General features: G+C 74.3%; 24 protein-coding genes. 9 read left to right on the forward strand and 15 right to left on the reverse strand.

From position 1 onward, the window contains the following. Positions 1-1044 (forward strand): acyl-CoA dehydrogenase family protein, encoded by a 1044-nt coding sequence (locus AB0B58_RS30505; RefSeq protein WP_360230523.1) that lies wholly within the window; start codon positions 1-3, stop codon positions 1042-1044. A 17-nt stretch (positions 1045-1061) separates the two neighbouring features. Here the strand turns inward: AB0B58_RS30505 and hsaB are convergent, their stop codons facing one another. Genes hsaB through hsaA form a run of 4 tightly spaced genes read right to left on the reverse strand, consistent with a single transcriptional unit; the run spans position 1062 to position 4588 of the window. After that, on the reverse strand, positions 1062-1607 hold the full coding sequence (gene hsaB / locus AB0B58_RS30510; RefSeq protein ID WP_360230525.1) for a 3-hydroxy-9,10-secoandrosta-1,3,5(10)-triene-9,17-dione monooxygenase reductase subunit: 546 nt from the start codon (positions 1605-1607) through the stop codon (positions 1062-1064). 23 nt (positions 1608-1630) lie between these two features. After that, positions 1631-2536: an iron-dependent extradiol dioxygenase HsaC gene (hsaC, locus tag AB0B58_RS30515; RefSeq protein WP_360230527.1), complete on the reverse strand. Its 906-nt coding sequence runs from the start codon at positions 2534-2536 to the stop codon at positions 1631-1633. Beyond that, positions 2533-3399, reverse strand: a complete 867-nt coding sequence (gene hsaD, locus AB0B58_RS30520) for a 4,5:9,10-diseco-3-hydroxy-5,9,17-trioxoandrosta-1(10),2-diene-4-oate hydrolase (protein WP_360230529.1) — start codon at positions 3397-3399, stop codon at positions 2533-2535. Before hsaD ends, hsaC begins: the two co-directional genes overlap by 4 nt. A 7-nt stretch (positions 3400-3406) precedes the next feature. Further along, a complete protein-coding gene (gene hsaA, locus AB0B58_RS30525) occupies positions 3407-4588 on the reverse strand; it encodes a 3-hydroxy-9,10-secoandrosta-1,3,5(10)-triene-9,17-dione monooxygenase oxygenase subunit (protein ID WP_360230531.1) in 1182 nt (393 codons plus the stop codon). Positions 4589-4713: 125 nt separating this feature from the next. Between hsaA and AB0B58_RS30530 the strand changes: the two genes are divergently transcribed. From AB0B58_RS30530 to AB0B58_RS30540, 3 genes are read left to right on the forward strand one after another with little or no spacing between them, the layout of a single operon-like run. Next, positions 4714-5856 (forward strand): Rieske 2Fe-2S domain-containing protein, encoded by a 1143-nt coding sequence (locus AB0B58_RS30530; RefSeq protein WP_360230533.1) that lies wholly within the window; start codon positions 4714-4716, stop codon positions 5854-5856. Continuing rightward, on the forward strand, positions 5853-6125 hold the full coding sequence (locus tag AB0B58_RS30535) for a hypothetical protein (RefSeq protein ID WP_360230535.1): 273 nt from the start codon (positions 5853-5855) through the stop codon (positions 6123-6125). Before AB0B58_RS30530 ends, AB0B58_RS30535 begins: the two co-directional genes overlap by 4 nt. Continuing rightward, a complete protein-coding gene (locus AB0B58_RS30540) occupies positions 6125-7165 on the forward strand; it encodes a ferredoxin--NADP reductase (RefSeq protein ID WP_360230537.1) in 1041 nt (346 codons plus the stop codon). Before AB0B58_RS30535 ends, AB0B58_RS30540 begins: the two co-directional genes overlap by 1 nt. Here the strand turns inward: AB0B58_RS30540 and dmpG are convergent. From dmpG to AB0B58_RS30560, 4 genes are read right to left on the reverse strand one after another with little or no spacing between them, the layout of a single operon-like run. Further along, on the reverse strand, positions 7152-8201 hold the full coding sequence (gene dmpG, locus AB0B58_RS30545; protein ID WP_360230539.1) for a 4-hydroxy-2-oxovalerate aldolase: 1050 nt from the start codon (positions 8199-8201) through the stop codon (positions 7152-7154). The two genes, AB0B58_RS30540 and dmpG, sit on opposite strands and share 14 nt — an antisense overlap. 27 nt (positions 8202-8228) lie before the next feature. Next, the gene (locus tag AB0B58_RS30550) at positions 8229-9125 is read right to left on the reverse strand and encodes an acetaldehyde dehydrogenase (acetylating) (RefSeq protein ID WP_360230541.1); all 897 of its coding nucleotides are present in this window, start codon (positions 9123-9125) and stop codon (positions 8229-8231) included. After that, positions 9118-9909 (reverse strand): 2-keto-4-pentenoate hydratase, encoded by a 792-nt coding sequence (locus tag AB0B58_RS30555; RefSeq protein WP_360230543.1) that lies wholly within the window; start codon positions 9907-9909, stop codon positions 9118-9120. Before AB0B58_RS30555 ends, AB0B58_RS30550 begins: the two co-directional genes overlap by 8 nt. Continuing rightward, on the reverse strand, positions 9893-11497 hold the full coding sequence (locus tag AB0B58_RS30560) for an FAD-binding protein (RefSeq protein WP_360230545.1): 1605 nt from the start codon (positions 11495-11497) through the stop codon (positions 9893-9895). Before AB0B58_RS30560 ends, AB0B58_RS30555 begins: the two co-directional genes overlap by 17 nt. Positions 11498-11583: 86 nt before the next feature. Here AB0B58_RS30560 and kstD (AB0B58_RS30565) point away from each other — a divergent pair, with 86 nt between their 5' ends. Together kstD (AB0B58_RS30565) and AB0B58_RS30570 are read left to right on the forward strand one after the other, a co-directional pair. Beyond that, on the forward strand, positions 11584-13284 hold the full coding sequence (kstD, locus tag AB0B58_RS30565; protein ID WP_360230547.1) for a 3-oxosteroid 1-dehydrogenase: 1701 nt from the start codon (positions 11584-11586) through the stop codon (positions 13282-13284). Beyond that, on the forward strand, positions 13284-14114 hold the full coding sequence (locus AB0B58_RS30570; protein ID WP_360230549.1) for a MaoC/PaaZ C-terminal domain-containing protein: 831 nt from the start codon (positions 13284-13286) through the stop codon (positions 14112-14114). Before kstD (AB0B58_RS30565) ends, AB0B58_RS30570 begins: the two co-directional genes overlap by 1 nt. Here AB0B58_RS30570 and AB0B58_RS30575 read toward each other — a convergent pair. The 5 genes from AB0B58_RS30575 to AB0B58_RS30595 are packed head-to-tail and all read right to left on the reverse strand — an operon-like array spanning position 14101 to position 18760. Further along, positions 14101-15267 carry a lipid-transfer protein gene (locus AB0B58_RS30575; RefSeq protein ID WP_360230551.1) on the reverse strand — a complete coding sequence of 389 codons (1167 nt, stop codon included), beginning with the start codon at positions 15265-15267 and terminating at the stop codon, positions 14101-14103. The two genes, AB0B58_RS30570 and AB0B58_RS30575, sit on opposite strands and share 14 nt — an antisense overlap. Then, positions 15264-15644 (reverse strand): MaoC/PaaZ C-terminal domain-containing protein, encoded by a 381-nt coding sequence (locus AB0B58_RS30580; protein WP_360230553.1) that lies wholly within the window; start codon positions 15642-15644, stop codon positions 15264-15266. The genes AB0B58_RS30575 and AB0B58_RS30580 overlap by 4 nt, the downstream gene beginning before the upstream one ends. Further along, positions 15641-16531, reverse strand: coding sequence for an OB-fold domain-containing protein (locus AB0B58_RS30585; protein ID WP_360230555.1), 891 nt, complete (start codon positions 16529-16531; stop codon positions 15641-15643). The genes AB0B58_RS30580 and AB0B58_RS30585 overlap by 4 nt, the downstream gene beginning before the upstream one ends. A gap of 17 nt (positions 16532-16548) precedes the next feature. Continuing rightward, positions 16549-17712, reverse strand: a complete 1164-nt coding sequence (locus AB0B58_RS30590; RefSeq protein ID WP_360230557.1) for an acyl-CoA dehydrogenase family protein — start codon at positions 17710-17712, stop codon at positions 16549-16551. Beyond that, positions 17693-18760: an acyl-CoA dehydrogenase family protein gene (locus AB0B58_RS30595; RefSeq protein WP_360230611.1), complete on the reverse strand. Its 1068-nt coding sequence runs from the start codon at positions 18758-18760 to the stop codon at positions 17693-17695. Before AB0B58_RS30595 ends, AB0B58_RS30590 begins: the two co-directional genes overlap by 20 nt. A gap of 167 nt (positions 18761-18927) precedes the next feature. Between AB0B58_RS30595 and kstR the strand changes: the two genes are divergently transcribed. Beyond that, the gene (kstR, locus tag AB0B58_RS30600; protein ID WP_360230559.1) at positions 18928-19557 is read left to right on the forward strand and encodes a cholesterol catabolism transcriptional regulator KstR; all 630 of its coding nucleotides are present in this window, start codon (positions 18928-18930) and stop codon (positions 19555-19557) included. 22 nt (positions 19558-19579) lie between these two features. On the opposite strand, the gene AB0B58_RS30605 is transcribed toward kstR, so the two are convergent. Together AB0B58_RS30605 and kstD (AB0B58_RS30610) are read right to left on the reverse strand one after the other, a co-directional pair. Further along, the gene (locus tag AB0B58_RS30605) at positions 19580-20011 is read right to left on the reverse strand and encodes an SRPBCC family protein (protein WP_360230561.1); all 432 of its coding nucleotides are present in this window, start codon (positions 20009-20011) and stop codon (positions 19580-19582) included. Between the two features lie 28 nt (positions 20012-20039). After that, positions 20040-21704: a 3-oxosteroid 1-dehydrogenase gene (gene kstD / locus AB0B58_RS30610; RefSeq protein WP_360230563.1), complete on the reverse strand. Its 1665-nt coding sequence runs from the start codon at positions 21702-21704 to the stop codon at positions 20040-20042. A 199-nt stretch (positions 21705-21903) separates the two neighbouring features. Between kstD (AB0B58_RS30610) and AB0B58_RS30615 the strand changes: the two genes are divergently transcribed. Next, positions 21904-22554: a PaaI family thioesterase gene (locus AB0B58_RS30615; RefSeq protein ID WP_360230613.1), complete on the forward strand. Its 651-nt coding sequence runs from the start codon at positions 21904-21906 to the stop codon at positions 22552-22554. Between the two features lie 9 nt (positions 22555-22563). Then, complete coding sequence (locus AB0B58_RS30620; protein ID WP_360230565.1) at positions 22564-23775, forward strand: cytochrome P450; 1212 nt, start codon at positions 22564-22566, stop codon at positions 23773-23775. Positions 23776-23836 lie beyond the last annotated feature (61 nt).

Genomic DNA, 23836 nt, shown 5'->3' on the forward strand with positions numbered 1-23836 from the left:
ATGGAGCACGAACGCGAGGCACTGCGGTACGCGGTACGCGGCCTGCTGGCCGGATATCCCACCCGGGCGGCGATCGGGGCCCCGGCCGGCTACGACACCGAGCTGTGGGCGCGGCTGTGCAAGGAGATCGGCGTGGCCGGGCTGGCGGTGCCCGAGCGGTACGGCGGCGCCGGCGCCACCCTGCTCGAGACGCACGTCGTGCTGGAGGAGCTGGGCCGGACGCTGACCCCCGCGCCGATGCTGGGCTGCGCCGTGCTCGCCGTCGAGGCGCTGCTGGGCGCCGGCGACGCGGACGCCTGCGCGCGCCTGCTGCCCGGCATCTGCGCCGGGGAGCGGATCGCCGCCGTCGCCTGGGACGCCGCGGAGGTGACCGGCGACGCCGAGGGCCGGCTCACCGGCGCGGCACACCACGTCCTGGACGTCGAGGCCGCCGACACCCTGCTCGTCGCCGCCCGCGACCACGGCGGCGCCGCACTGTACGAGGTGGACGCCGCCTCGCCGGGGGTCGGCCGCCGGGCGGCGAAGTCGCTGGATCTGACCCGCCGCCTCGGCACGGTCCGACTCGACGGGGCGCCGGGCCGCCGGCTCGGCGCCGCCGCGCTGCCCCGGCTGCGCGACGTGGCCTGCGTCGCGCTCAGCGCCGAGCAGGTCGGCGCCGCGTCGCAGGCCCTGGCGGCCACCGTCGAGTACGCGAAGGCCCGGGTCCAGTTCGGCCGGCCGATCGGCTCCTTCCAGGCCCTGCAGCACCGGCTCGCCGAGGCGCACGTACGGGTTGAGGCCGCCCGTTCCGCGTCGCTGGCGGCGGTCGGGGCGCTGGTGGCCGGGGCGCCGGACGCCGCGGACCGGGCCGCGGTGGCCAAGGTGTACTGCTCGGAGACGCTGCAGGCGGTCGCCGGGGAGATGGTGCAGGTGCACGGCGGGATCGCCATCACCTGGGAGCACGACGCGCATCTCTACCTGCGCCGGGCCTACGGCTCGGCCCAGCTGTTCGGCGCGCCCGCCGGACACGTCGCCCGCCTGGCGTCCTCGGTGCTGGCGGGCTGACGCGCCGGGCGGCCCCGTCACATCCAGTCGGTGTGCCGGGGCCAGGCGAGCAGGGTGTCGACCACCTCGGGCGACTCGAAGGGCGACACCGCCGCCGTGCCGGTGTAGCGGCCGCGGTGGAACAGCAACGGGCCGGCGTCGCGGCAGTCGCCCAGCGCAGTCACCAGGCCCACCACGATGTCGTGGTCGCCGCCGGAGTGCACCTCCCGCACCCGGCAGTCGGCCCAGGTCAGCGCCCCGGCCAGGATCGGGGCGCCGGCCGGCGACGGTCGCCAGTCGACGCCGGCGAACCGGTCCGCACCGCGGATGCCGAAGGTGCGGGACAGCTCCCGCTGGTCCTCGGCGAGCACGTTGACGCAGAACACGCCGGGCTTCCGGATGCGCCGCCAGGTGTCGGAGCCGGCCTGCGGGCAGAAGAGCACAAGCGGCGGGTCCAGCGAGAGCGGGGCGAACGCCTGGCAGGCGAAGCCGGCCGGGCCTTCGCCGTCCACGGTCGTGATCACCGTGACGCCGGTGCAGAAGTGGCCGAACACCCGGCGGAAGCGCCGCGTGTCCACGCCCACCGGGATTACCGACACCCCGGGCCTCAGTGCCCGCCGCCGCGCAGGAAGCGGTGGCCCCAGATGCTGTGCGCGGTGGTCTGCCGGGCCACCCACGAGCCGTCGTCGACGGTGAGCCCGCCCGTGCCGTACTCGATGTCGAAGCCGCTCGGCGTGCGCACGTAGAAGGAGACCATCAGGTCGTTGGCGTGCCGTCCGAGCGTGGAGATCAGCGGCGCCTTGTATCTGGCGCAGCGATCCATGGCCCGGCCCACGTCGTCGAGCGTCTCGCTCTCCATCATGAGGTGGATCAGGCCGCTGGGAGCCGGAATGGGTGCCAGCGCGACGCTGTGGTGGCGCGGACCGCAGCCGAGGAACCGCATCCACAGCGGACGGTCGCTCGGCGGCAGGCCGATGGTCTCCGGAATCAGCCGCATCGAGTCGCGCAGCCGGAAGCCGAGCACCTCGGTGTAGAAGCGCAACGCCGCGGCGTCGTCGCCGGCCGGAAGCACCACGTGCCCCATGCCCTGCCCCCCGGTCACGAACCGGTTGCCGTACGGGCTGATCGCGGGGCGGTTGTCCAGGGCGGCGCCGCAGAAGAACTCCAGGCGGTTGCCGAACGGGTCGTCCACGCCGAGCAGCTGCGCGACGCGCCGGTCGGCGAGCTCGTCCGCCCCGGCCGGCTTGATCGCGGTGCCGGCCTCCTCCAGCACGCCGGCGAGCCGGCCGAGCGCCGCCGGGTCGGCGACCTCCCAGCCGGTGGCCGCCAACCGGTCCCGTTCGCCCGGCACCACCACGATGCGGGCCGGCAGGTCGTCCATCCGCAGGTACACCGCGGACGCGTCCGGCCCGCGGCCCTCGACCATGCCGAGCACCTTGACGCCGAACTCGCGCCACGCGGCGAGGTCGGTGGCCTCGACGCGCAGGTAGCCGAGGGATCGGATGAGACTCACGGTGTCTCCCCTTCCAGGAAGTCGAAGGCCAGCCGGTTGAACTCGTCGAACTTCTCCAGGTGTGCCCAGTGCCCGCAGCCGCCGAAGACGTGCAGCCGCGCCCGGCGGATCAGCTTGAGCGCCACGAGCGCGCCGTCCAGCGGGTTGACCCGGTCCTCCCGGCCCCAGACCAGCAGCACCTCCTGGCGCAGCCGGTGCGCCTCGCGCCAGAGCATCCCCTCCTCGGCCCGCTCGGGGTCGGTGAAGGAGGCGCCCATCTCGCGCATCGCGGCCAGCGCCGCCGGTTCGCTCGCCGCCCGGAACCGCTCCTCGATCAACTCGTCGGTGACCAGCCTCGGGTCGAAGACGAGCGTGCGCAGGAAGGCGGCCATCTTCTCCCGGCTCGGGCCGGGCGGCGCGGCGAAGCCCATGAGCCGCTTGACGCCCTCGGTCGGGTCGGCGGCGAGCACGTTCAGGCCCAGGCCGCCCGGGCCCATGAGCAGCAGCCGGCCGGCCCGCCGCGGGTAACGCAGGGCGAACCGGACCGCCGTGCCGCCGCCCAGCGAGTTGCCGACCAGGTCGACCCGGTCGAGGCCCAGCTCGTCCAGGAGCGCGGCGAGCGCGTCGGCGGCGTGGGTGAAGTACTGCCCGGTGATCGCGCCGATCGGCGACCCGCCGTAGCCCGGCTGGTCGACCGCGAGGGTGTCGAAGCGCGCGCCGAAGACCGGCAGCGTCCGCCCGAAGTTGCTCAGCGCCGAGACGCCCGGGCCGCCGCCGTGCAGCAGCACGACGGTGGACGCCGGGCGGTCGTCCGGGCCGGCGCGGTGGAACCGCAGGCCGGCCGCGTGTGCGGTGGTGGTGGTCACGGTGCTGCTCGTGGTCATGTCGTCCTCACACCATCGCGTCGGCGGTCGACAGGCCGAACTCGCCGCGGCCGTACAGGGACAGCGCCCGCTCGGGGTCGTTGATCGCGTGCACCCGGCCCGCGTGCGCGTCGCGCCAGAACCGCTGGATGGGGGTTCCGGTCGCGAGCGCCCGTCCGCCGGAGTTCTCGAAGAGCCGGTCCACCGCCTGGATCGCGAGCTCGGTGCCGCGCACCTGATCCCGGCGGACCCGCAGGCGCAGCCGGATCGGCAGCTTCTGCCCGGCGCCGGCCAGGCTCATCAGCTCCCGCATGTTGTTCTCGCACGCGAGCCAGGCCGAGTCCAGGTCGCTCGCCGCGTTGGCGACCCGCACCTGCGAGTACGGGTCCTCGGCCGCGCGCACCCCGGCGTACGCGGCGCGCACCCGCTCGCGCAGGTAGCTCACGTGTGCGTCGTACGCGCCGGTGGCCATGCCGATGATCGGCGTGGTGATCGCATAGGAGAACAGCGACCCGTACGGAATCCTGTAGAGCGGGGCGGTGTTGAGCTCCTGCCCCGGGCAGACGCAGCGCGCGGTGTCGTTGAAGCTCAGCGACCGGTACGCGGGCACGAAGGCGTCGTCCACCACGATGTCGTTGCTGCCCGTGCCGCGCAGCCCGACGGTGTCCCAGACGTCCTCGATCGTGTAGTCCGCGGCGGGCAGCAGGAAGGTGCGGAAGTCGGCGGGCGCGCCGTCCTCGCCCGGCGGCACGATCCCGCCGAGCAGCACCCAGTCGGCGTGGTCGCAGCCGGAGGAGAAGCTCCACCGGCCGTCGATCCGGTATCCGCCGTCCACCGCACGCACCTTGCCGGTCGGCGCGTAGGACGACGACATCCGGGTGCCGGGGTCGTCGCCCCAGACGTCCTGCTGCGCCCGGTCGGGGAAGAGGGCGAGCTGCCAGTTGTGCACCCCGATCACCGAGGCGACCCAGCCGGTCGAGCCGCACGCGCCGGCGATGTCGCGCACGCCGCCGAGGAAGGTCAGCGGGTCCGCCTCGATGCCGCCGAACCGGGCCGGCTGCAGGAGCCGGAAGAACCCGGTCTCGGCCAGCGACTTGATCGTCTCCGGCGCGAGCACGCGGCGGTCCTCGGTCTCCTGGGCGCGGTCCCGCAGGACCGGCAGCAACTCCTCCACGCGGGCGCGGACCGCGGCACCGGGGCTTGTCTCCATGAGATCCCTCCACCGGGTTGGCTGACGAACCACCCGGCCCCTATACTAGAACACGTTCTACCTACAGGACCACCGCCTACGCGGCAACATCTGCAACGCGTTCCATAGGACCTGGAGAGCGGCTCATGAGCAACGGCGAGGCAGCAGCACGGACGATCGACACCGGGGCTCCACCGACCAGGTTCGCCAGGGGATGGCACTGCCTCGGGCTCGCCGACTCCTTCCGCGACGGCAGACCGCACGCCATCGAGGCCTTCGGCACCAAGCTCGTCGTGTTCGCCGACTCCACCGGTGCCCTGCAGGTGCTCGACGGCTACTGCCGGCACATGGGCGGCGACCTCACCATGGGCACCGTCAAGGGGGACGCGGTCGCCTGCCCGTTCCACGACTGGCGCTGGGGCGGCGACGGCCGGTGCCAGGCGGTGCCCTACGCGCACCGGGTGCCGCTGCGGGCCCGGACCCGGTCGTGGATCACCCAGGAGGAGAACCGCCAGCTGTTCGTCTGGAACGACCCGCAGGGCTCCCGGCCCCCGGCCGAGCTCGCCATACCCCGCATCGAGGGCGCGTTCTCCGACGAGTGGAGCCCGTGGACCTGGGACTCGGTCAGGATCGACGGCGCGAACTGCCGCGAGGTCATCGACAACGTGGTGGACATGGCGCACTTCTTCTACATCCACTTCGCCTTCCCCACGTTCTTCAAGAACGTCCTGGAGGGCCACGTGGCGGCGCAGTTCCTGCATACCCGGCCGCGGCCGGACGTGCCGATCGCCGCGGCCCAGTCCGGCGACGCGACGCTGCGCTCCGAGGCCGCGTACTACGGGCCGTCGTACATGATCGACTATCTGCACCACGACTGGCAGGGAATCGGCGTCGAGTCGGTGCTGATCAACTGCCACTACCCGGTCACGCCGACCTCGTTCGTGCTGCAATGGGGAGTCATCGTCAAGCGGCTGCCGGGCCTGACCACCGCGCAGGCCGAGAGGGCGGCGGCCCGGTTCTCCAAGAGCATCGGGCTGGGCTTCCTGCAGGACGTGGAGATCTGGCAGAACAAGAGCCGGATCGACAATCCGCTGCTGTGCGCCGAGGACGGCCCGGTGTACCAGCTGCGCCGCTGGTACGAACAGTTCTATGTGGACGTCGAGGACGTGACCGACGACATGGTGGCCCGGTACGAGTTCGAGGTGGACACCACCCGGGCGGTGCAGGCCTGGGAGGCCGAGGTGGCCGAGAACCAGGCCCGCCAGACCAGCCCGGCGCGGCCTTCATGACCCGGGCCGACACGCTGGCAGAGCAGCGCGCGTACCTGGAGGGCGGCCTCGCCGAGCTGCGCTGCGGCCGGTGCGGCGCCCGGGTGCGGGCGAAGAAGTCGAGCCCGCAGCAGACGAGCGTGCAGTGGACCACCGCGGCCACCCGCGAGTGCGACGAGCTCGCCGCGCTGGCCGCCGACGGCCGCCCCACCGCCCTGGTACCGTCCTGCCCCAGCCTGCGCGACAGCATCGAGCGGGCGGTGCACGAGGGCCGCCTGGAGGTGGCGTGATGGAACAGAACGGCGCCGCTACCCCGTCGTTCCACCGGCTCCTGGTCGCCGAGGTCATCACCGAGACCCCCGACGCGCACACGCTCGTGCTGCCGGTGCCGCCGGAGCTCGCGGCGGCCTTCTCCTACCGGCCCGGGCAGTACCTCACGGTCCGCGTCCGGGACGGCGGCCGGGTCTTCGCCCGGTCCTACTCGCTCTCCAGCTCCCCGCACACCGACGAGCATCTGCGGATCACCGTGAAGCGGGTACCCGACGGTCAGGCCTCCAACTGGATCTGCGACCACGTGCGGGCCGGCGCAGCCCTGGACCTCGCGCCGCCGGCCGGGTTCTTCACCCCCGCGTCGCTCGACGACGACCTGCTGCTGCTCGCCGGCGGCAGCGGCATCACCCCCGTAATGGCCATCATCAAGTCGGTGCTGGCCGCCGGGCGCGGCCGGCTCGCCCTGGTGTACGCCAACCGGGACCGGCGTTCGGTCATCTTCGACGCGGAGCTGACCGCGCTGTGCGAGCGCCACGGCGACCGGTTGACGGTGACGCACTGGCTGGACGGCGACCGCGGCGCGCCGAGCCGGGACGCGCTGGCGCCGCTGCTGTCCGCGTACACGGATCGGGAGGCCTTCGTCTGCGGCCCGGAACCGTTCGTCCTGGTGGCCCTCGAGGCGCTGCGGCACGCCGGCGTGCCCGAGCGGCGCACCCGCATCGAGCGCTTCGACGCCCTGCCGTGCGCGGCGGCGCCGGACGCGGCCGGACCGCCGGCCGGGGCGCGGGACGCCACCGCCGAGGTGACCCTCGACGGGCAGACCCATCACCTGGCCTGGCCGGCCGGCACCCGGCTGCTCGACGTGATCATCTCGGCCGGGCTGAACCCGCCGTACTCGTGCCGGCAGGGCAACTGCGGTGCGTGCGCGTGCCGGCTGCTGACCGGCGAGGTCGACCTGGTGCACAACGAGGTGCTGGAGGACGAGGACTTCGCCGACGGCTACATCCTGGCCTGCCAGGCCGTCGCCCGCAGCGAGAGGGTGTCCGTCACCTACTACTGAGCCCGGCCGCCTCCCGGCTGAGCCCGACCGCGATATCGATGAGCTGGTCCTCCTGGCCGCCGACCAGCCGGCGCTCCCCCGCCCGCACCAGGATCTCCGCACCGGACACCCCGTAGCGCTGCCCCAGCGTGAAGGCGTGCGTGAGGAAGCTGGAGTAGACGCCCGCGTACCCCATGATCAGCGCGAGCCGGTCCAGCCGGCACTCGTCCGGCATGGTCGGGCGCACCACGTCCTCGGCCGCGTCCACGATGGCGAAGAAGTCGATGCCGGTGCGGATGCCGAGCTTGTCGCAGACGCCGACGAACGCCTCCACCGGCGTGTTCCCGGCGCCGGCGCCGAACCGCCGGGTGCTGCCGTCGATCTGGGTGGCGCCGGCCCGCGCGGCCAGCACCGAGTTGGCCACGCCGAGGCCGAGGTTCTCGTGCCCGTGGAAGCCCACCTGCGCGTCGTCGCCCAGCTCCGCCACGAGGGCGGCGACCCGGTCGCCGACCTGGTCGAGCACGAGCGCCCCGGCCGAGTCGACGACGTACACGCACTGGCAGCCGGCATCGGCCATGATCCGGGCCTGCCGGGCCAGCGCCTCCGGCGCCTGGGAGTGCGCCATCATCAGGAAGCCGACGGTCTCCAGCCCGAGGTCGCGGGCCAGACCGAAGTGCTGGACGGCGATGTCGGCCTCGGTGCAGTGCGTGGCGATCCGGCACACGCTCGCGCCGTTGCCGGCCGCCTCGCGGATGTCGTCGATGACGCCGACGCCGGGCAGCATCAGGAACGCGATCTTCGCCCGGGTCGCGGTCCGCACCGCGACCGCGATCAGCTCCTGCTCCGGGGTGTGGCTCAGCCCGTAGGTGAACGACGATCCGCCCAGGCCGTCGCCGTGCGTCACCTCGATCACCGGCACGCCGGCCGCGTCCAGGGCGGCGACCACCGCGGCCACCTCGGCGGCGGTGAACTGGTGGCGCTTGGCGTGCGAGCCGTCGCGCAGCGCGGAGTCGGTGACCCGCAGGTCCAGGTCGGCGGAGAAGCGGCGGGGCAGCATGCGGGCCTCCGGGGTGAAGACGGCGGTTCAGGCGGGCACCGCGGACCGGGCGAGCTCCTCGCCGACCCGGGTCGCGGCGGCGGTCATGATGTCCAGGTTGCCGGCGTACGCGGGCAGGAAGTCGCCGGCGCCGGCGACCTCGACGAAGATCGCGACCCGGCTCATCCCGCCGGTCGCCGCCGACGGCGGGTCGAACTGCGGCTCGTTCAGCAGCCGGTAGCCCGGCACGTAGCGGGCCACGGCGGCGGCCATCGCCACGATCGAGTCGGTCACCGCGCCGGTGTCCACCTCGGAGCCCACCGCGCAGAACACCGTGTCGCGCATGATGAGCGGCGGGTCGGCCGGGTTGAGCACCATGATCGCCTTGCCGCGCCCCGCGCCGCCGACCCGCTCAATGGCCCGGCAGGTGGTGCGGGTGAACTCGTCGATGTTCGCCCGGGTACCCGGGCCGGCCGAGCGCGCCGCCACGGTCGCCACCACCTCGGCGTACGCGACCGGCGTCACCCGGGACACCGCGTACACCATCGGGATGGTCGCCTGGCCGCCGCAGGTGATGAGGTTGACGTTGGGTGCGTCCAGGTGGGCCCGGAGGTTGACCTCCGGGACCACGTACGGCCCGATCGCGGCCGGGGTCAGGTCGACCACCCGGATCCCGGCGGCCGCGTAGCGCGGCGCGTTGGCCCGGTGCACGGCCGCCGAGGTGGCCTCGAAGACCAGGTCGGGCAGCGGGTCCCGGGCGAGCAGCCAGTCCGCGCCGGCCGCGCTGGTCGCCACGCCCAGGTCGGCGGCGCGGCGCAGCCCCGGGCTGCCCGGGTCGATGCCGACCATCCAGCGCGGCTCGATCAGCGGCGAGCGCAGCAGCTTGTGCAGCAGGTCGGTGCCGATGTTGCCGGAACCGACGACGGCGGCCGTGACCTTACCCATCCGACACCTCCGCGAACGAGAGACCGACCTCGCCGAGGCCGGTGAAGACCGCCCGGAACTCGTCGCCCGGGTGCGCGTCCACGGCGCGGGCGCAGGCGCCCGGCAGCACGAGATGCCCGGCGCGGAGCCGCACCCCGAAGGCCGCGACCGTCCGCGCCAGCCAGGCGACCGCGGTCACCGGATTGCCGAGCACCGCGTCGGAGCGGCCCTGCGCGACCGCCTCAGCGCCCCGGTACAGCACCGCGTCGATGCCGCGGATGTCGATGGCCGACGGCCGCACGCGCGCCGCGCCGACGACGAAGCCGGCCGAGGAGGCGTTGTCGGCGATCGTGTCAGCCAGGCTGATCCGCCAGTCCTCGATCCGGCTGTCGATCAGCTCGATCGACGGCGCGTACGCCTCGGTGGCGGCCAGCACGTCGTCCTCGGTGCAGTCCCGGCCGGGCAGGTCGGCGCCGAGCAGGAAGGCGACCTCGATCTCGACCCGTGGGAAGCAGAAGCGCCGCGCGTCCACCGGCTCCGTCTCCGTCAGCCGCATGTCGGCCAGCAGGTGACCGTAGTCGGGCTCGTCGACGCCCATCATCCGCTGCATCGCCTTCGACGACAGGCCGACCTTGTGCCCGACGACGGTGCCGCCCCGGCGGCGCACGTTGTGCAGCTGGATCTCGTACGCGTCGGCGGCCGCCAGGTCCGGCCGGAGCAGGATCAGCGGCGGGATCGGCGCGCGGTCCCGCTCGGCGGCGTACAGCCGGTCCGCGAGCGTCCGGCGATCAGCCTCGGTGAGCATGCATCCCTCCTCGGTCCGCGGTCGCGGCGTCCCGGCCCGCCCGCCGGCCGGAGAAGACGCAGTCGGCCAGCGACAGGCCGCTGACGTACGACCGGGAGCAGATGCCGACGGCGGTACGCCCGGCGGCGTAGAGCCCCGGCACGCCGCTGCCGTCGGCCCGCAGCACCTGCCCGTTCGCCTCGTCGACCAGCAGGCCGCCGAGGGTCAGCATCGGCGCCGGCGCGGCCGCCCGGGAGCGCACCGAGACGTCGATGAGCGAGTACGGCGGCCGGACCAGCGGCCGGACCAGGTCGTCCGGCTTGCCGGCGGGGTCGGGCGGGCCGGCCCGGTAGGCCTCCACGGTGGCCAGCAGGCCCGCCGGATCCACCCCGGCCCGCGCCGCGACCCGCGCCAGGGTCGGCGCCGCGACCCGGTCGGCGGACAGCAGCCACCGCGCCTGCAGCCGCTGGAACCAGAGCGTCTGGCCGCGGAGCTGGCGCCGGGCCTCGGCCAGGATCGCCGCGTCGACGAGCAGCCACGCCCGCCGGCCGGGGCGGCGCAGCACGGCGTCGCCGATCGCCGCGCCGTAGCGGGACTCGTCGCAGACCCGGCGGCCGTCGCGATCCACCAGCAGGCCCGACAGCAGCGCGGCCGGCGGGCTGAGGAAGCGCCAGAGGGTGACCCGGTCGAGGTGCCCGGTGCCGGCGCCGACGGCGGCGCCCATCCGGATGCCGGAGCCGTCGTCGCCGGGCGTGCCCAGCCGCAGCCCGCCGCGGTAGTCCGGGGCGTGTTCGCGCAGCATCCGCGAGTTGAACACGAACCCGCCGCTGGCGAGCACGACGCCGCGCAGGGCGCGGATCCGCAGCGGGCGGCCGTACCGGCGCTCCAGCCACGCCACCGGCCGGTGCAGGGCCCGGCCGAGCGCGGGCAGGTAGAGGCCGGGCTTGACCGACCACCGGTGCAGGACGCGGTGGCCGATCCGGGCCCAGGCGGGCGCGCCGCGCAGGGTGCGGCACCGCACGCCGGCCACCCGGCCGTCCGGGTCGGTGACCAGGTGCTCGGCGCGGGTCTGCGCGAGGATCTCGGCGCCGCGGGCACGGGCGGCCGCGGCGAGCCCGGCGAACAGCACGCGCCCGGACGTGCCGCGGCCGTAGGCGCGGTGCCCGCGGGGCGCCGGCGGGGCGAGGTGTGCGAACGACGACTCGCTGCCGGACTGGTAGAGGTAGTGCCGGTCGGTCGGGTACGACGTCTTGTACGGGCACAGGCGGCCGTTGAACGGCACGCCGCGCGCCTCCAGCCAGACCGTCATGCCGACGCTGGTGTCGCAGAACCGCCGCAGGGTCGCCGCCGAGACGACGTCGCCGGCCTCCTGGCTCAGGTAGTCGAACATCGCCTGTGGCGTGTCGGTCACGCCCGCCGCGAGCTGCTGCGGCGTGCCCCCGCCGGCGTAGACGACTCCGCCGGAGATCGCGGTGGCGCCGCCGCCGGCGAACCGGTCCAGCACGAGCACCCCGGCGCCGGACTCGGCCGCCTCGATCGCGGCGCAGGCGCCCGCCGCGCCGAAGCCCACCACCACGACGTCAGTGGACTCGTCCCACGGCTCGGTCACCGATCCTCCCGGCTTCTGAAACACGTATCAAGAGCATTTCCCTTTTAGTGATAGCACCAGAGCGCGACTAACTATAACCTGTTCTAGTGACTGTGGATGAGGCGGAATTCGACGTGGTCGTGGTCGGCAGCGGCGCCGCCGGCATGACCGCCGCGCTCGCCGCGGCGCGGCACGGGCTCAGCGCGATCGTCGTCGAGAAGGCCGGCGTCTTCGGCGGTTCGACCGCCCGCTCGGGCGGCGGGCTCTGGCTTCCGGGCAACGAGGTGCTCCGCCGGGCCGGCGTCGCCGACAGCGACGCCGCGGCGCGGACCTACCTGGACCACGTCGCCGGCGAGGAGGTGGCCCCGGCCCGCCGGCAGGCGCTGATCGCGTACGGGCCGGCCGCGCTCGCGTTCGTCCGCGCGCACACCCCGCTGGACTTCGCCTGGGTGCCCGGCTATCCCGACTACCATCCCGAGGCGCCCGGCGGCCTGCCCGGCGGCCGCACCGTCGACCCGCGGCCGCTCGACGCCCGGCTGCTCGGCCCCGACCGGAACACGCTCGCCCCGCCGTACCGCGCCGCGCCGAACGGCATGGCGGTGACCGCGGCCGACTACCGGTGGTTGTCGCTGGCCGGCCGCCACCCCCGCTCGGTGCTCACCGCGGTCCGGCTCGCAGGCGGCAGCGTCGTCAACCGGCTCCGGCGGCGGCCGCTGCTCACCATGGGTCAGGCGCTCGCCGCCGGGCTGCGGGTCGGGCTGCGCGCCGCGGGCGTCCCGGTCCGGCTCGGCACGCCGATGACCGAACTTCTGATCGACGGGGACCGGGTCACCGGCATCCGTGCCGGGCAGGACGGGCGGAGCATGCTGCGGGCCCGCCGCGGCGTGGTGCTCGCCAGCGGCGGATTCGAGCAGAACGAGCCGATGCGCCGGCGATACCAGCCGGTCGGCACCGCGTGGACGGTCGGCGCGCCGGGCAACACCGGCGACGGCATCGAGGCGGGCCGGCGGCTCGGCGCGGCGCTGGACCTGATGGACGAGGCGTGGTGGGGACCGTCCATCCCGTTCCCCGGCGGGCCGTACTTCTGCCTCGCCGAGCGCAATCTGCCCGGGTGCGTCCTGGTCAACTCCGCCGGGCGCCGGTTCGTCAACGAGTCGGCGCCCTACGTCGACGCCGTGCACGCCATGCTCGCCCGCGACGGTGAGCACGGGCCGAACACGCCGGCCTGGCTGGTCACCGACCAGACGTACCGGGACCGCTACCTCTTCGCCGGGCGCGGCCCCCGGGCGCCGCTGCCCGGCCGCTGGTTCGACGCCGGGGTGGCGCACCGGGCGGGCACCCTGGACGAACTGGCCGGGCGGATCGACGTACCCGCGGCGGCGCTGCGCGAGACGGTGCGGCGGTTCAACGAGTTCGCCGACCGCGGTCACGACGACGACTTCCAGCGCGGCGACTCGGCCTACGACCGGTACTACGGCGACCCGCGCAACCGGCCCAACCCGTGCCTCGGCCGGCTGCGCAAGCCGCCCTTCTACGCCTTCCGGGTGGTGCCGGGCGACCTGGGCACCAAGGGCGGGCTGCGCACCGACGAGCGGGCCCGGGTGCTGCGCGACGACGGCACGCCCATCCCCCGGCTGTACGCGGCGGGCAACGCCGGCGCGTCGGTGATGGGGCGCGGCTACGCGGGCGCCGGCGCCACGCTCGGCCCGGCCATCACGTTCGGCTACCTGGCCGCGCTCGACCTCGCCGCCACCGCCGCCGACCCGGCCGACCCGGTGGCCGCAGTGGCACCAACCGAGGAGGACTGATGCCGATCGATCCCGACATCGCCGTCGGCGCCGAGCTGCCCGGGCGCGACCTGCGCTGGGACAGCACCGACGTGCTGCTCTACCACCTGGCCGTCGGTGCCGGCGCCGACGAGCTCCGGTACGTCTACGAGGGCGCCCTGCGCGGCGTGCTGCCCACCTTCGCCACGGTGGCCACCACGCTGCGGGACACCGAGCCGCCGAAGGTGTCCATGCCCGGCGTCGAGGTCGACCTGCGGCGGGTCGTGCACGGCCGGCAGGAGCTGATCATGCACCGCCCGATCCCGCCCGGCGGGCGGACCCACGCCGGGTCGCGCATCGCCGCCGTCTACGACAAGGGCAGCGCCGCGGTCGTGGTCACCGAGACGACCACCCCGCTGTTCACCAGCCGGATCAGCATCTTCGCGAAGGGCGAGGGCGGCTTCGGCGGCGACCGCGGGCCGGACACCCGGGTGCCGGTGCCGGCGCGCGCACCGGACGTCGAGGTGCTCAGCCGCACCGACCCGCGGCAGGCGCTCTGGTACCGGCTGTGCGGCGACCGCAACCCGCTGCACGTCGACCCGGCGTTCGCCGCCGCGGCCGGCTTCCCCCGCCCGATCCTGCACGGCCTCTGCACGTACGGAATCGTGGCCAAGGCGGCGGTGGACGCCGCGCTGGACGGCGACCCGGACCGGGTGGCCGGCTACTCCTGCCGGTTCGCCGGCGTGGTCTTCCCGGGCGAGACGCTGCGCACCCGCATCTGGCGCGAGGACGGCCGGCTGCTGCTGCGCGCCACGGTGGCCGACCGGGACGACGCGCCCGCGCTGTCCGACGCCCTGATCACGCCGCGCTGAGGATCAGGCCGCTGGTCGGCACGCCGGTGCCCGCGGTGACAAGCACCGGCCCGTCGCCGGCGACCTGGTTGACCGCGGTGCCGCGGACCTGGCGCACGGCCTCGGCGATGCCGTTCATGCCGTGGATGTACGCCTCGCCGAGCTGCCCGCCGTGCGGGTTGACCGGAAGCCGGCCGCCCAGCTCGATCCCGCCGTCGGCGACCAGGTGCCGGGCCTCGCCGCGCCCGCAGAACCCCAGCTCCTCCAGCTGCATGAGCACGTACGGCGTGAAGTGGTCGTAGAGCACGGCGGTGCGCACGTCGGACGCGGTGAAGCCGGACTGCCGCCAGAGCTGGCGGGCCACCACCCCCATCTCGGGCAGGGCGGCCACCTCGTCGCGGTAGTAGCTGGTCATCACGAACTGGTCCGGGCCGCTGCCCTGCGCCGCGGCGCAGACCACCGCCGGCGGCCGCGCCAGGTCGCGGGCCCGCCGCACCGAGGTGACCACCACCGCGACCGCGCCGTCGCTCTCCTGGCAGCAGTCCAGCAGCCGCAGCGGCTCGGCGATCCACCGGGAGTCGCGGTGCTCGTCCAGGGTGATCGGCCGGCCGTGGAACCAGGCGTGCGGGTTCGTGGCCGCGTGCCGGCGGGCCGCCACCGCCACCCGGCCGAAGTCGTCGGTGCTCGCACCGAACTCGTGCAGGTAGCGCCGGGCCACCATGGCGACCATCGCGGCCGGCGTGGCCAGCCCCATCGGGTAGTGCCAGCCCGCGTCGAAGCCGGCGGACGTGCGCGCCTGTGCCAGCTCCGCGGCGGCCCGCCCGAACCGGCGCCCGGACCGCTCGTTGAGCGCGCGGTAGCAGACCACCACCTCGGCCAGCCCGGCCGCGACGGCGAGCACCGCCTGCTGCACGACCGCGCACGCCGCGCCGCCGCCGTAGCCGATCCGGCTGAGGAAGCTCAGCTCGGCGACGCCCAGCTCGCGGGCCACCGCGATCTCCGCGTTGTCGTCCATCGCGAACGTGACCATGCCGTCGACGTCGGCCGGGGTCAGGCCGGCGTCGTCCAGCGCCGCTCGGGTGGCCTCGACCGCGAGCCGCAGCTCGCTGCGGCCGGAGTCCTTGGAGAACTCGGTCGCCGCGATGCCGGCGATCGCGGCCGTCCGCGCGATCACGGCGACACCCGGACCGTGCCACGGACATGCTCGCCGTCCGCGGTACGCCCGACCACCGCGACCACGCAGTCGCCGCCGCCGTCGACCTCGGTCACCCGGCCGCTGAGGGTCAGCGTGTCGTTGGCGTAGCAGGGTGCGCCGAGCCGGACCGCGATCCCGCGCACCACGGCCAGCGGACCCGCCCAGTCGGTGACGTAGCGCTGCACCAGGCCGGTGGTGGTGAGGATGTTGAGGAAGATGTCCCGGCCGCCGCGGCGGACCGCCGCGTCCCGGTCGTGGTGCACGTCCTGGAAGTCGCGGGTGGCCAGCGCCGTGCTGATCACCATCGTGGGCGTCACCTCGAGCCGCAGCGGCGGCAGCGCCGCGCCGACGTTCATGGCGTCACCCGCCAGGCCGGCAGCGTCAGCTCGTCGTCCACCCGCACGAACTCCACCCGCACGGGCGCGCCGATGCACACCTCGCCGGGCGCCGTGCCGCGCAGCTCGCCGACCATGCGTACCCCCTCCGAGAGCTCGACCAGGGCGATCACCACCGGCAGCCGCCGGCCGGGCAGCGGCGGGTGACGGTGCACCACGTAGCTGTAGACCCGGCCGGTGCCGGCGGCCACGACGTACCCGGGCTTCGTGGCGCCGCAGCGCGGGCAGCCCGGTCCCGGCGGATGGCGCAGCGCGCCGCAACCCTCGCAGCGCTGTATCCGCAGCTCGCCGGCGGCCGTGCCGGCCCAGAAGAACGCGGTGTCCGGGCCGACCGCGGGCCGCATCGCGGGTTCGGCGGCGGCCGGCGGCGCCGCCGGACGGAACTTCAGCACCCGGAACCGCATGGTGGCCACCGGATCGTCCCCGACGTACCAGGTGCTCTCGGTGGTGACGAACCAGCCCTCGCCCAGCGCGGTGCGCTTGGGTCCGGACACCTCCACCAGGCGGCTCCGCACGGCCACCCGCTCGCCGGCGCGCAGGTACCGGTGGTAGGTCTGCTCGCAGTCGGTCGCCACCACCGAGGTGAAGCCGGCCTCGTCGAGCACCGTGGACATGGCCCGCAGCGGATCGCCCTGATCGTCGTCGGCCGGGCGCAGCCCGCGCATCGTCCACACCTGTGCCATCGCCGGCGGGGCGACGCCCCGGCTCTCATAGCAGGGGTTGGTGTCGCCGAGCGCCTCCAGCCAGCCGCGGATCGCCGGCAGGTTCACCGGGTCCCGGGCGAGCCGCGCCGGGCCCTCGCCGGCCGCGGCGATCCGCCGCGCGGCCAGCTCGATCGCGTCGTCCATGCGCGCCTCCACCCTGGCTACCGCGGTACCCGGGGCAGGCCGAGGCCCGCGGTTGCGATGAGTTCCCGCTGGATCTCGTTCACCCCGCCGCCGAAGGTCAGCACGAGGTTGCGTTTGGCCTGGACGTCCCACCAGGACGCGAGGTCGGCGGTCGCCTCGTCGGTGGGGTCGCCGTAGCGTCCGACCATCTCCTCAAGCTCCTGGCCGAGCCGCAGCAGCCGCTCCGACGCGAAGACCTTGGTGGCCGAGGCGTCGGCGGCACCGGCCGGCTCCGCGCCGGTCACCTGCCAGTTGAGCAGCTCGTTGACGCGCCAGGCGGCGTACACCCGGGCCAGCGCCCGGCGCACGTCCGGCAGGTCGAGCAGCGCGACGCCGTCCGGGTCCCGGCGGGTCGCCGCCCACCCGCGTACCCGATCGTGCAGCGCGGCCAGCCGCCCGGCCGGGCCCAGCATCACCCGCTCGTGGTTGAGCTGGGTGGTCAGCAACCGCCAGCCGCCGTTCTCCGCGCCCACCCGCATCGACACCGGCACCCGGACGTCGCTGAGGTATGTCGAGTTGACGTGGTGCGCCCCGTCGCAGGTGATGATCGGCGTCCACGAGTAGCCCGGGTCCCGGGTGTCCACGATGAGCACGGACAGGCCGCGGTGGCGGTCCGCGCCGGGGTCGGTCCGGCAGGCGAGCCAGAGGTAGTCCGCGTCGTGCGCGCCGGTGGTGAAGGTCTTCTGGCCGTTGACCACGTACTCGTCGCCGTCGCGGACCGCCCGGGTGCGCAGCGCGGCCAGGTCGGTGCCCGCCTCCGGCTCCGTGTAGCCGATCGCGAAGTGGATCCGCCCGGCGAGGATGTCCGGCAGGAAGCGCTCCCGCTGTTCCGGCGTGCCGTGCGCCAGCAGCGTCGGCGCCACGGTCTGCAGGGTGACCGCGGGCAGCGGCACGTCGGCACGGGCCGCCTCGTTGACGAAGATCTGCTGTTCCACCGCCCCGAGCCCGCCGCCGCCGTACCGGGTGGGGAAACCCAGCCCCAGCCAGCCGTCGGCGCCCATCCTGGCCACCACCTCGCGGTATGCCGCGCCGTGCCGCTCGCGCAGCAGGACGCCCCGCTGTGCCGGCGACAACAGCCCGCCCAGGTACACGCGCAGCCGCGCCCGCAACGCGCGCTGCCCGTCAGTCAGGTCGATGTGCAACGCGTCCTCCCAGCCGCTGCAGGCAGTGCTCGGCCCCGCCGAGAAAACGCACCAGGTCCCGGATCAGGGAGCTGTGCCGGTGCAGCGGGTAGTCGGCGGCGAGACCGAGCCCGCCGTGCAGGTGGTGGCAGGAGCGCACCGCCGGCGGCGCCTCGGCGGTCAGCCAGTGCGCGGCGATCCAGAGGTCGTCGTCCGCCGGGCGTCCGGTGCCGGCCGCCCAGCACGCGGCGAGCACCGCCAGGTGCAGCGTGCGCGCGGTGACGTAGACGTCGGCGATCTGCTGTGCGACGGCCTGGAAGGCGGCGAGCGGCCGGCCGAACTGGTGCCGGGTGCGGACGTGCTCGCTGGTCAGCCGGAGGGCGCCGGCCAGCGCGCCGTCGCCGACGGCGCAGGCGCCGGCCACGGCGAAGCGGTGCAGGTCCCGCGCGCAACCGCCGTCGGTGTCGTCGCCGAGCGGCTGCGCCGCGACCCCGTCCAGCCGCACGGAATACTCGGGGGTCCCGCCCGAGTTCGGCGTGCGGCGCAGCGACACCCCGCCGGCCGCCGGGTCGACCACGACGACCGCCACCCCGCCGCCGCTCACCCGCGCCGGCACCAGGATGCGGTGCGCCTCGGCGGCGTACGGGACGCCGGTCTTCGTGCCGGTGATCCGCCAGTCGGCGGTGGCCGTGGTGCGCGGGGACACCGGCAGCGGATCGGACGGCTCGGACACGGCGGCGGTCAGGACCCGCCCCTCCCCCACGCCGGCCAGGAGTTCACGCTGCTGCCCGGGCGCACCCCAGCGGGCCACCGGCAGCACGCCGAGGGCCAGCGTGGACAGCGCCGGCACCGCGACCGCGCGACGGCCGACCTCGGTCAGCACGAGGCCGACCTCCAGCATGCCGAGCCCGGAGCCGCCGAGCCGGGACGGCACCGCCAGCGACAGCAGGCCCGCCTGGCCGAGCGCCTTCCACGCCCGCTCCGGCGTGTCCGCGTTGCCGTCCAGCACCTCGCCGGCGAGGCGGGCGACGGTCTCCTGTGCCTCGTCCAACCGGAAGTCCGGACCCACCCCCACGTCAAGCCTCCCGTTCCCGAGCACCGTCCAGCAATTAGAACACGTTTCAATTTGGGCGCGCCACCCGTCGCCGACACGGCGCGGCAACACACCATTGGTACGCTGGTGGGAGGACTTGGGCCCGGTCACTGACCGCGGCCGGATCGCCGCGAGAGGTCACCATGGCAGCGTCGAGAACCAATACCAGCACGGGAGCCGGCCGGAGCGCGCTCGGCGGCGCGGAGGCGGAGCAGGGCTCGGCCGCGCAGCGGGATCGACGCCGGCGGATCCTCGAGGCAACGCTGCAGCTCGCGTCCAAGGGCGGCTACGAGGCGGTGCAGATGCGCACGGTCGCGGAGAAGGCCGAGGTCGCCCTCGGCACCCTCTACCGCTACTTCCCCTCCAAGATCCACCTTCTGGTGTCGGCCCTGGCCCTGGAGCTCGAGGAGTTGCAGGACAAGCTGGACCGCAAGCCGATCCCGGGCGAGACGCCACACGAGCGGACCCTCTACGTGCTCGGCCGGGTGACCCGGGCGATGCAGCGCGAACCGCTGGTCACCGAGGCGATGACCCGGGCCTTCATGTTCGCCGACCCCTCGGCCAGCGCCGAGGTCAACGCCGTCGCCCGGCTGATGGAGGACATGTTCACCCGGGCCATGCACGACGGCGAGCCGACCGCCGACGACCGGGCCAAGGCGCGGGTCATCGGCGACGTGTGGCTGTCCAACCTGGTGGCGTGGGTGACCCGCCGCGCCTCGGCCAACGACGTGGTCAACCACCTGGAGCTGGCCAGCCGCCTCCTGCTGCGGTGAGCGGCGCGGCCGGCGCAGCGGGTCAGCCGAGCAGTGCGGTGAACTTGGCGAGCGCCTTCTCGGCCGCCTGGCCGGCCTGCTTCTCCAGCATGCCGCCCATCGGACCGGCCAGCGCCGGACCGATGAACTCCATCTCGTAGGTGACCTGCGAGCCGTCCCCATCCGGTTCGATCAGGAAACCGTTGCGCGCCTTGACGCCCATCGGGCCGTCGCCGGAGAGCTCGATCCGCTTGGGCGCCTCGGCGGTGGTCACCCGCCAGGACATCTCGGCGGGCATGCCCATCAGCTTCACCCGCTGCTTGTACGTGGCGCCCTCGGTGAGGGTCTCCGGAACCTCCCCGGTGAACCCCTCGTGCATGGTGTTCCACTCGGGAACTCGTGGCAGGTCCACGGCGAGCTGCCAGACCTTGTCGGGTCCGGCGGCCACACCGGCCGAGACGCTGACCTTGGGCATGTCTCCTCCTTGTTGGGCGGGTCGTCGCTCAGCCGGGTGAGCCGGCGACGATGTCGAGCCCGGCCACGTACCCGAAGGTCATGGCCGGCCCGAGGGTGGAGCCAGCTCCGGCGTAGCTGCGCCCCATGACCGCGCCGCTGGCGTTGCCGGCGGCGTAGAGGCCGGGGATCACCGAGCCGTCCGGGCGCAGCACGCGAGCCCGGCCGTCGGTGCGCATGCCGCCCTTCGTGCCCAGGTCACCGGGCACGATCTTGAACGCGTAGAAGGGCGGCAGCCAGATCGGCGCGAGGCACGGGCTGGGCCGGTTGGTGGGATCGGCGAAGTAGGCGTCGTAGCCGCTGTCGCCGCGGGCGAAGTCGGTGTCCCTACCGGCGCGGGCCTGCGCGTTGGCCCGGTTCACCGTGGCACGCAGGGCGGCCGCCGGCACCCCGATCTTCCCGGCCAGGCCCTCGATGGTCCAGTCCTTGCGGAGTGCGCCGCCGGCGTACCAGGCGTCGGGATAGGGCAGCGCGGGCGACAGGTCCTTGAACAGATAGCGGTTGCGGTAGTCCTGGTCGGTGATCATCCAGCACGGGATGGTGGGTGCCGCCTCGGTGTTCTTGGCGTACATGACGTGCACGACGTCGCTGTACGGCGCGGCCTCGTTGACGAAGCGCCGGCCGGCGCCGTTGACGAACACGGTGCCGGGCAACGTCCGCTCGGACAGGCAGAAGTAGGGGCCCTCCGGCAGCGGGATCATCGGCCCCCACCAGGCGTCGTCCATCAGCTCCAGTGCGGCGCCGGCCCGCTGCCCGGCCTCGATGCCGTCGCCGGTGTTGGACGCGGCGCCGACGGTCCAGTCGACGCCGATCGGCGCCTGCTGGAACTGCTTGCGCATCCGCTCGTTGTGCTCGAAGCCGCCGCTGCCGACGATGACGCCGCGCCGGGCCCGGACCAGCAGCTCGGCGCCGTCGCGGTTGGCCAGCACCCCGGCCACCCGGCCACCGGAGACATGCAGGTCGACAAGCGGCGTGTTCAGCCAGACCGGCACGTCCGCGGCCAGCAGGCCGGCGCGCAGGCCGCCGGCGAGCGCCTGCCCCATGGTGATCGGCCGCTGCCCGGCCGCGACGGCCTGCAGGTAGCGCCACACGATCTGGGACGCGGTCGCCAGGCCGTTCGGGTGCCGGGCGATGAGCGTCAGCCACTTGTAGTCCACTGTGTAGACCACGGTGCCGTCCGGCGTCGGCATGTACGCCGGGTTCAGGTTGGCGTACTCGGCGCCGAGGATGTTGGCGTCCAGCGCGGACGGCTCGATCGAGCGGCCGTTCGGCATGCCGCCGGGCAGCTCGGGGTAGTAGTCGGAGTAGCTCTCCATCCAGCGGAACCGCAGCGGCGTCCAGCGCTGCAGGAACGAGATCATGGCTGGGCCGTTCGACAGGAACGCCCGCCGTCGCGCGGCGGGCACGTCGGGCCCGACCACGGCGGCCAGGTAGGTGTCCGCCTTCTCGGGCGTGTCCGGCACCCCGGCGGCCAGGATCACCTCGTTGTTGGGTATCCAGATGCCGGAGCCCGAGCGGGCCGCCGAGCCGCCGTACACCGGCGCCTTCTCGAGCACCACGGTGCTCAATCCGTTGCGGGCGGTCGCCAGTGCGGCCGCCATCCCGGCAGCGCCGGCGCCGACAACGACGACGTCGTACTCCACGGTGACCGTCATGGCATCCCCAGCCGCTCATCCGAACAACTAGAACAGGTTATAGCAGTGTGATGAGTTTCACTAGGGTCAGAGGCCTCAGCTGCGGCAACGCTGATAGAACCTGATGCTGTACGTGCGCGCCGGCCAGGTGCGCCGATGACCGGTCGGGGGATGTGCGTTGACGGACAGCCATGCCGCACCCGAGGCCGTCGGCGACCGGATCGGCTGGGCCGAACCGGCGCGGAACCTACGGCGCACCGCCATCGGCGAGCTCGGTGAGGCGCTGCGGATCCTGGTCGAGCACGCGACCGCGACCGAGGCGCCGACCGACGAACTGCGCCGCGCCGCCGAACGGATCCGCCAGGTCGCGGCCCCGCTGGGCGAGCGGATCCGCGACCGGGACCAGCTGCCGAGCGCCGACGACCTGCTCGACGGGGTCCGGATGTACAACCCGGTGACCGGCACGGGAAGCGCGCTGGCCCCGCCGCTGCGCATCGAGCACATCGGCGGGACGGCGGTCGGCTACTGCACGCTCGGGCTCGCCTTCGAGGGTCCACCGAGGTTCGTGCACGGCGGCGTGAGCGCGATGCTGCTAGACCAGATGCTCGGGTACGCGGTGAGCACGTCCGGCCACCCGGGCATGACGGTGCGCCTCGACACCGCCTACCGCGCGCCGGTGCCGCTGTTGACGCCGCTGCGCCTGACCGCCGAGGTGAGCGCGGTCGACGGGCGGCGGGTGACCGCGCACGGGACCATCGCCACCGCCGCAGAGCCCGATACCGTGCTGGTCACGGCGACCGGCACGTTCGTCGGGCTGCGCGCCGAGCAGGCGCAGCGGCTGTTCGGCCCGGTGCTGAACCGCAACGGCTGAGGAGATTGCGTGGCATCCACTTTGAACCGGCAGCACCCGTTCGTGTTGACGGACGACGCCGGCTTCATGGCGGACCCCTACCCGGCGTTGTCCCGACTCAGGACGTCCGGCCCGGTGCACCGGGCCGTCACGCCGGACGGGACGCCGGTCTGGCTGGTCACCCGCTACGCCGACATACGCGCGCTGCTCAACGACCCGCGGCTGTCGCTGAACAAACGCAACTCCGCGGGCGGCTACCGCGGCTTCGCGTTGCCGCCGGCACTGGACGCGAACCTGCTGAACCTCGATCCCCCGGACCACACCCGGCTGCGCCGCCTGGTGTCGCGGGAGTTCACCGCCCGCCGCGTCGAGCAGCTGCGCCCCTACGTGCGCCGCCTCACCGCACGGCTGCTCGACCGCATCGCCGAGCGCGGCCACGGCGACCTGGTGGCGGACCTCGCTGTGCCGCTGCCGGTCACGGTCATCGGTGAGCTGCTCGGCGTGGCGTCCGACGACCGCGAGCGGTTCCGCACCTGGACCGCAACCCTGCTCACGCCAGCGCCGTCGCAGCCACCGGAGCTGGCGCGGGAGGCCGTCCTCGGCCTGCACCGGCTCCTGGCCGACCTGGTCGCGGGCAAACGCGCCCGGCCCGGGGACGACCTGATCACCGCCCTGATCGGCCTCCGCGACGAGGACGGCGACCGGCTCGGCGAGGACGAGCTGACCTCGCTGGCGTTCCTCATCCTCTGGGCCGGCTACGAGACGACCGTCCACCTGATCGGCAACGGCGTCCTCGCGCTGCTCACCCACCCCGAGCAGCTGGCCGCCCTGCGCGCCGATCCCGCCGCGATGCCCTCGGCCGTCGAGGAGATGCTCCGCTTCGCCAGCCCGGTCCCGTACGCCATCCGCCGGTTCCCCGTCGAGGACGTCCACATCGACGGGCACACCGTCCCGGCCGGCGACACCGTGCTGCTCTGCCTGGCCACCGCGCACCGCGACCCCGGCCGCTTCCCCGACCCCGACCGGTTCGACGTGGCACGGGAGGACAACGCACACCTGGCGTTCGGCCACGGCATCCACCACTGCCTCGGCAGCGCACTCGCCCGGCTGGAGACCGAGGTCGCGGTCGGCGCGCTGCTGGAGCGGTTCCCCGGCCTGGCGCTCGGCGTACCCGCCGACCGGCTCGCCTGGCGCCCGTCCTACCGCAGCCACGGGCTGCAGGGACTACCGGTGACGCTCTAGATCTCCCCGGCTTGTCTCTTTCCGGAGGTCGTCCTGAGCCGGTCTTGAGGCCGGCCCGGCA

Source organism: Actinoplanes sp. NPDC049118 (assembly GCF_040648555.1).
In the GTDB taxonomy this organism is placed as follows: domain Bacteria; phylum Actinomycetota; class Actinomycetes; order Mycobacteriales; family Micromonosporaceae; genus Actinoplanes.

Excerpts from the sequence above, each read along its gene's own strand:
- AB0B58_RS30530 (WP_360230533.1), top strand. The coding sequence starts at position 4,714 with ATGAGCAACGGCGAGGCAGCAGCACGGACGATCGACACCGGGGCTCCA.
- AB0B58_RS30535 (WP_360230535.1), top strand. The coding sequence starts at position 5,853 with ATGACCCGGGCCGACACGCTGGCAGAGCAGCGCGCGTACCTGGAGGGC.
- kstR (WP_360230559.1), top strand. The coding sequence starts at position 18,928 with ATGGCAGCGTCGAGAACCAATACCAGCACGGGAGCCGGCCGGAGCGCG.
- AB0B58_RS30540 (WP_360230537.1), top strand. The coding sequence starts at position 6,125 with ATGGAACAGAACGGCGCCGCTACCCCGTCGTTCCACCGGCTCCTGGTC.
- hsaA (WP_360230531.1), bottom strand. The coding sequence starts at position 4,588 with ATGGAGACAAGCCCCGGTGCCGCGGTCCGCGCCCGCGTGGAGGAGTTG.
- AB0B58_RS30605 (WP_360230561.1), bottom strand. The coding sequence starts at position 20,011 with ATGCCCAAGGTCAGCGTCTCGGCCGGTGTGGCCGCCGGACCCGACAAG.
- AB0B58_RS30570 (WP_360230549.1), top strand. The coding sequence starts at position 13,284 with ATGCCGATCGATCCCGACATCGCCGTCGGCGCCGAGCTGCCCGGGCGC.
- dmpG (WP_360230539.1), bottom strand. The coding sequence starts at position 8,201 with ATGCTGCCCCGCCGCTTCTCCGCCGACCTGGACCTGCGGGTCACCGAC.
- hsaD (WP_360230529.1), bottom strand. The coding sequence starts at position 3,399 with ATGACCACGAGCAGCACCGTGACCACCACCACCGCACACGCGGCCGGC.
- AB0B58_RS30505 (WP_360230523.1), top strand. The coding sequence starts at position 1 with ATGGAGCACGAACGCGAGGCACTGCGGTACGCGGTACGCGGCCTGCTG.
- AB0B58_RS30550 (WP_360230541.1), bottom strand. The coding sequence starts at position 9,125 with ATGGGTAAGGTCACGGCCGCCGTCGTCGGTTCCGGCAACATCGGCACC.
- kstD (WP_360230563.1), bottom strand. The coding sequence starts at position 21,704 with ATGACGGTCACCGTGGAGTACGACGTCGTCGTTGTCGGCGCCGGCGCT.
- AB0B58_RS30585 (WP_360230555.1), bottom strand. The coding sequence starts at position 16,531 with ATGGACGACGCGATCGAGCTGGCCGCGCGGCGGATCGCCGCGGCCGGC.
- AB0B58_RS30580 (WP_360230553.1), bottom strand. The coding sequence starts at position 15,644 with ATGAACGTCGGCGCGGCGCTGCCGCCGCTGCGGCTCGAGGTGACGCCC.
- AB0B58_RS30555 (WP_360230543.1), bottom strand. The coding sequence starts at position 9,909 with ATGCTCACCGAGGCTGATCGCCGGACGCTCGCGGACCGGCTGTACGCC.